Annotated in this window: 7 protein-coding genes; 1 reads left to right on the forward strand and 6 read right to left on the reverse strand. The window is 61.5% G+C overall.

All coding sequences use genetic code 11. The features are described 5' to 3' along the window. Positions 1-104 precede the first annotated feature (104 nt). Positions 105-722, reverse strand: a complete 618-nt coding sequence (locus tag QMX98_RS31915) for a C40 family peptidase (RefSeq protein WP_042932501.1) — start codon at positions 720-722, stop codon at positions 105-107. 249 nt (positions 723-971) lie between these two features. On the opposite strand from QMX98_RS31915, the gene QMX98_RS31920 reads away from it, so the two are divergent. Beyond that, a complete protein-coding gene (locus QMX98_RS31920) occupies positions 972-1,403 on the forward strand; it encodes an NINE protein (protein WP_077747227.1) in 432 nt (143 codons plus the stop codon). Between the two features lie 94 nt (positions 1,404-1,497). On the opposite strand, the gene QMX98_RS31925 is transcribed toward QMX98_RS31920, so the two are convergent. The 5 genes from QMX98_RS31925 to QMX98_RS31945 form a co-directional block, all read right to left on the reverse strand. Further along, on the reverse strand, positions 1,498-2,769 hold the full coding sequence (locus tag QMX98_RS31925; RefSeq protein ID WP_010466848.1) for a dihydroorotase: 1,272 nt from the start codon (positions 2,767-2,769) through the stop codon (positions 1,498-1,500). Then, on the reverse strand, positions 2,766-3,770 hold the full coding sequence (locus tag QMX98_RS31930; RefSeq protein ID WP_007897943.1) for an aspartate carbamoyltransferase catalytic subunit: 1,005 nt from the start codon (positions 3,768-3,770) through the stop codon (positions 2,766-2,768). Before QMX98_RS31930 ends, QMX98_RS31925 begins: the two co-directional genes overlap by 4 nt. Before the next feature lie 27 nt (positions 3,771-3,797). Next, on the reverse strand, positions 3,798-4,301 hold the full coding sequence (gene pyrR / locus QMX98_RS31935; RefSeq protein ID WP_010466851.1) for a bifunctional pyr operon transcriptional regulator/uracil phosphoribosyltransferase PyrR: 504 nt from the start codon (positions 4,299-4,301) through the stop codon (positions 3,798-3,800). A gap of 80 nt (positions 4,302-4,381) precedes the next feature. Next, the gene (gene ruvX, locus QMX98_RS31940; protein WP_005792259.1) at positions 4,382-4,819 is read right to left on the reverse strand and encodes a Holliday junction resolvase RuvX; all 438 of its coding nucleotides are present in this window, start codon (positions 4,817-4,819) and stop codon (positions 4,382-4,384) included. Then, the gene (locus tag QMX98_RS31945) at positions 4,819-5,391 is read right to left on the reverse strand and encodes a YqgE/AlgH family protein (protein ID WP_077747229.1); all 573 of its coding nucleotides are present in this window, start codon (positions 5,389-5,391) and stop codon (positions 4,819-4,821) included. Before QMX98_RS31945 ends, ruvX begins: the two co-directional genes overlap by 1 nt. Positions 5,392-5,565 lie beyond the last annotated feature (174 nt).

Below are 5,565 nucleotides of genomic sequence, written 5' to 3' on the forward strand. Positions count from 1 at the left end.
GCTTGCTCCCGCTGGGCTGCGAAGCAGACCTAAAAACGGGGAGCGCTGCGCACTCCAGCGGGAGCAAGCTCCCTCGCCACAAAAGCCGCGAAGGCGTCAGCAGATCAGCGCTGAACAACCTGAAGTGTGTTCTTCTCTTTCGGCAGAACCCGCTTGGCAACCACGTAGTGGCTTTCCCAGTACGGTTTCTTCAAGGTGTCGATGGTCACCGACTTGCCACGGCGCGGTGCGTGGATAAAACGGTCGTTGCCCAGGTAGATGGCAACGTGATTGACCCGACGGCTCTTGATGTTGAAGAAAATCAGGTCGCCCGGCTTCAGATCCTTGCGATCGACTTTCTCGCCATGACCGCTGGCCATGGCATTGGACGTGCGTGGCAGGTCGAACGTGGCGTCGTTGAACGCGTATTTCACCAGGCCGCTGCAATCGAACCCTTTACTTGGGCTGCTGCCGCCCCAACGGTAAGGTGTACCGAGGACGTTGACGGCGCGACTCAGCACATTGCTGCTTTCCTTGGTCGCCATCGGCGGAACAAGGCTGCTTTTACTAGCCAGCTGTGGAGCACGTTTTTCGGTTTTCTTGTTTTTGCTCGAAGGAGCAGAAACATGGGATTTTGGGGTGTAACCATTAACGTTTGGAAGACGTTGCTCACGATTGGTGGCGTGGGCGGCCAGTGGCATCAAAAGGCAAATGGTTAGCCATGTCTTGAAAAATGGACGCATTAGGCAAGGCTCATATGGGTTAGCGCGCAACTTTATAACAGCTTTTTTTGCCCTTCCGAGGCCGTTGGTCGATTCAACTTGTGGTCAACGGAACCAAATAAGCGGCAAATGGACGCAATTGTCGGACAGAAGTCAGGTGGTATAAGGCTTTGACGCAACCGAAGGTAGCATGTGCCATACGTCGGCAACCTGTAAAAAAGTCACAAAGAATTCAAGAATATTTATCTATCGTGTGAATCGAGGTCCTTCATGAACACCTATCAACAGGCTGGCCAGCAGCAAGATACACACAGCAAAGTGATCGGCTACCTGCTGTGGATTTTTGGTTTTACCGGGGCTCACCGCTTCTATTACGGCAAGCCGGTGACCGGGACGATCTGGTTTTTCACCTTCGGTTTGCTGGGTATTGGCTGGCTGATCGACATCTTCCTGATCCCGGCCATGGACCGTGAAGCGGACCTGCGTTTTACCGCCGGGCCTATCGAGTACAACGTGGCGTGGATTCTGCTGACGTTTCTCGGTGTCTTCGGCGTACACCGGATGTATCAGGGGAAGTGGATCAGCGGATTGCTGTACCTGGTGACGGGCGGGTTGTTCTTTCTGGGGGTGCTGTATGACTTCTGGACGCTGAATGACCAGGTGTCCGTGCGTAACGCGCAGAATCGCGGCACTTTCCAGTAAGCCATCGCCAGCAGGCTAGCTCCCACAGGGGATTTGTGTTGTTCACAGATCCTGCGTGGGAGCTAGCCCTGCTAGCGATTGGGACAGCTCAGTCTCAAGACTGGTGGCTGATCCGTCCATCCACCAGGGTGTAGCGCACGACGCCTGGCAGGCTATGCCCAATGAACGGGCAGTTCTCACCCTTGGACAGCCAGGTCTCACCGGCCACGGTCGAAGCCGCCGGATCAAACAGCACGATGTCCGCCGGCCCGCCTACGGCTAACTTGCCCGCCGGCAAGCGCAACGCCTCGGCAGGCCCGGTGCTGAGGCGCGCCAACAACGTTGGCAGATCCAGCAACCCATCCTCCACCAGCGTCATCGCCAGCGGCAGCAGCAGTTCAACGCTGCTGATGCCCGGCTCGGTCGCGCCAAACGGTGCCAGTTTGGCATCCCGTTCGTGGGGCTGGTGATGGCTGGAGATGGCCGAAACCACGCCCGACTTCACCGCTGCACGCAAGCCATCGCGGTCGGCGCGGGTGCGCAGCGGCGGCTGGACGTGATAGAGGCTGCTGAAGTCGATCAGCGCTTCGTCGGTCAGGATCAGTTGATACAACGCCACATCGGCGGTCACCGGCAGGCCACGGGCCTGGGCCTGAGCGATCAGCGCCACGCCGCGAGCGCTGGTGAGCTGGCTGAAGTGCGCACGCACGCCGCTTTGCTCGACCAGCAGCAGGTCCCGGGCCAGGGCGACGGTCTCGGCGGTTTCCGGAATGCCCGGCAAGCCGAGGAAACTGGCGGTCGGGCCTTCGTGGGCCAAACCACCTTCGGCCAGATCATGATCCTGAGAGTTGAAAATCACCGTCAGGTCGAAGGTCGCCGCGTATTCCAGCGCCCGGCACAACGTGCGGGTGTTGCGGAAGCTCTCCAGACCGTTGCCGAAGGCCACGCAGCCGGCATCGCGCAAGGCGACCAGTTCGGCCAGCTGTTCGCCGTCCAGGCCTTTGCTCAGGGCGCCGATCGGGAAGACTTTGGTGTTCCCGGCCTCTCGGGCGCGGTCGAGGATCAGTTCGGCCACGGCCGAAGTATCGAGCACCGGTTTGGTTTTCGGCGGGCAGCACAGGCTGGTCACGCCACCGGCCGCGGCGGCGCGGGTTTCGCTGATGATCGAGCCTTTGCGGCTGTAGCCCGGCTCGCGCAGGGCGACGTTCAGGTCAACCAGGCCAGGGGCGGCCACCAGGCCTTTGGCGTCAATGGTGTCGACGGGCACAAAACCGGCGGGTGCGGCGCCCAGGGCAACGACTTTGCAGGCTTCAATATGAATATCGGTAACTTGATCCAGGCCTGTGGCCGGATCGATGACACGTGCGCCGAGAATGCTGAGCTTCACTGGGCGTTCTCCTGCTCGAATTGACGTTGCGCAGTCTGCCCGCTCATGGCCATGGACAAAACGGCCATACGAATCGCGATGCCGTAGGTGACCTGGTTGAGGATCACCGAGTGCGGACCGTCGGCCACCGCCGACTCAATCTCCACCCCACGGTTGATCGGCCCCGGGTGCATGACGATGCAGTCCGGCTTGGCCCCGGCCAGGCGCGCGGTGGTCAGGCCGAACAGGCGGTAGAACTCGCCCTCGCTCGGTAGCAGGCCGCCGGTCATGCGTTCGCGTTGCAGGCGCAGCATGATCACCACATCGACGTCTTTCAGGCCTTCGGTCATGTCGGTGTACACCTTCACGCCGTATTGCTCGATGCCGATCGGCAGCAGGGTTTTCGGCGCGATCACACGGATGTCCGGGCAGCCGAGGGTTTTCAGCGCCAGCATGTTCGAGCGCGCCACCCGCGAGTGCAGGATGTCGCCGACGATGGCCACGGAGAGGTTTTCAAAGCCGCCCTTGTGCCGGCGGATCGTCAGCATGTCGAGCATGCCCTGGGTCGGGTGCGCATGACGGCCGTCGCCGCCGTTGATGATCGCCACTTGCGGGCAGACATGTTCGGCAATGAAGTGCGCCGCACCTGAATCACCGTGACGCACGACGAACATGTCGGCGGCCATGGCTTCCAGGTTGCGCAGGGTGTCGAGCAGGGTTTCGCCCTTGCTCGCCGACGAGGTCGACACGTTCAGCGTGATGACGTCGGCCGATAGCCGTTGGGCCGCCAGCTCGAAGGTGGTGCGGGTGCGGGTGGAGTTCTCGAAGAACACGTTGCACACGGTCTTGCCGCGCAGCAACGGGACTTTCTTCACCGCCCGGGCGCCGACTTCGAGGAACGAGTCGGCGGTGTCGAGGATTTCCGTCAGCAACTCGCGGCGCAAACCGTCGAGCGAGAGGAAGTGGCGCAGCTGGCCCTGATCATTGAGCTGCAGCGGGCGCTTGGTTTCTAGAGGCGTCATCGCGAGGGGGACTCTCAATAGGGCGGATTAAAGGGCGAGGTCTTGCAGTTCGAGCTTGAGCTCCGGGCCGGACAGCTTCACCCGCTCGTGGGCCGCAAGCGTCAGCGTCGCACCGACCACGTTCGGGCGGATCGGCAACTCGCCGGCGTCCAGGTCCAGCAGGCACACCAGCGTCACGCTGGCCGGGCGGCCGTAGTCGAACAGTTCATTCATGGCGGCGCGGATGGTTCGACCGCTCATCAACACGTCGTCGATCAGCACCAGGTGCTGGCCTTCGATTTCGAACGGCAGGGCGGACGGGCGCACTTGCGGGTGCAGGCCGTTCTGGCTGAAATCGTCGCGGTAGAAGGACACGTCCAGGGTGCCGAGGGGCGCATCACTGCCCAGTTCATCGAGCAACGCCTGGGCGACCCAGACGCCGCCGGTACGAATGCCGATGTAACGCGGTTCGCTGATGCCACGGTGTTCCAGATGTGCCTTGAGACGGATCGCCATCTGGCTGATCAGTTCGGCGGGATTGGGCAGGCTCATGGTTGCTCCTTCTTGGGCCCGAGCCGGTGCGTGCGGGGTTTGGCTCGGGTTCTAGCTAAGAGAGACGCTGTGACGGCGCTTCAGGATTCGAACAGTGCGGTGTTTTCGTCGAGCCAGCCTTGCAACAGCAGGGCGGCTGCGATGGCGTCGACCGGGTTGTCGCGGTAACTGCCTTTTTGCCCGCCGCGATCACGCCGCTCGCCTTTGGCTTCGAAGGTGGTCAGGCGTTCGTCGTGCGTATAGAAGGGCAGGTTGTAGCGGCCATTGAGGCGGCGGGCGAATTTCTCCGCGCGCAGGCACATGTCGCTCGGCGTGCCGTCCATGTTCAGGGGCAGGCCGACGACCACGGCGTCGGGCTTCCACTCTTTAATGAGGGCTTCGACCTGGTTCCAGTCGGGAATACCGTTTTGCGCCTTCAAGGTGCACAGCTCGCGGGCCTGACCGGTAATCACCTGGCCGACCGCAACGCCGATCTGTTTGGTGCCGTAGTCAAAACCCAGAATCAGTCGCAGGGCCATCAGGCGTGGCCCGCCTGGCTGGTCAGCAGGCTGAGATTGACCCCGAGGTGCTTGGCCGCTGCATCCAGGCGCAGTTCGCTGCTGGTGTTGAACAGGATGTCGGCGTCAAACGGACAGGTCAGCCAGGCGTTCTGCGCCAGTTCGGCTTCAAGCTGTCCGGCTTCCCATCCAGCGTAACCGAGGGCAATGACGCTTTTGGCCGGGCCGACGCCGTCGGCGATGGCGAACAGCACGTCCTGGGAGGTGGACAAGGAAAGGTCGCCTTCCAGATCAACGGTCGCCTGGAAGGTCTTGCCCGAAGGGTGCAGGACAAAACCACGGTCGGTCTGCACCGGGCCGCCGATGAAGATCGGCACATGCTGGCAGAGCACCGGCGGTTCGATGTCGGGGCGCAATTGCTCGAGGATATCGGCCAGATTCAGGTCTTGCGGGCGGTTGACCACCAGCCCCATGGCACCATTGGCCGTATGCTCGACGATGTAGGTCAAGGTGTGCGCAAAGTTCGGGTCGGCCATGTGAGGCATGGCGATCAGGAAGTGATGCTTGAGGTAGCTGGGGCTGACGTTCTTCATGAGCGCTAGTGTGGCGTTGGAGGGGCGAACTGACAAGCTGGGGATGCACAGGAAATGCCTGGGCGGGTGTCTTTTGATCCGGGTTTTGCTTGAGGGCCTCTTCGCGTGCAAGCCTCGCTCGTACAGGTTCGGTATGTACCGCAAAAGTGGCGCATGACCTGTAGACGCGAGGCT

Origin of the sequence: Pseudomonas sp. PS02303 (assembly GCF_029959925.1) — a bacterium.
GTDB classification, from domain to species: domain Bacteria; phylum Pseudomonadota; class Gammaproteobacteria; order Pseudomonadales; family Pseudomonadaceae; genus Aquipseudomonas; species Aquipseudomonas mandelii.

Excerpts from the sequence above, each read along its gene's own strand:
- QMX98_RS31945 (WP_077747229.1), bottom strand. The coding sequence starts at position 5,391 with ATGAAGAACGTCAGCCCCAGCTACCTCAAGCATCACTTCCTGATCGCC.
- QMX98_RS31915 (WP_042932501.1), bottom strand. The coding sequence starts at position 722 with ATGCGTCCATTTTTCAAGACATGGCTAACCATTTGCCTTTTGATGCCA.
- ruvX (WP_005792259.1), bottom strand. The coding sequence starts at position 4,819 with ATGGCCCTGCGACTGATTCTGGGTTTTGACTACGGCACCAAACAGATC.
- QMX98_RS31920 (WP_077747227.1), top strand. The coding sequence starts at position 972 with ATGAACACCTATCAACAGGCTGGCCAGCAGCAAGATACACACAGCAAA.
- pyrR (WP_010466851.1), bottom strand. The coding sequence starts at position 4,301 with ATGAGCCTGCCCAATCCCGCCGAACTGATCAGCCAGATGGCGATCCGT.
- QMX98_RS31930 (WP_007897943.1), bottom strand. The coding sequence starts at position 3,770 with ATGACGCCTCTAGAAACCAAGCGCCCGCTGCAGCTCAATGATCAGGGC.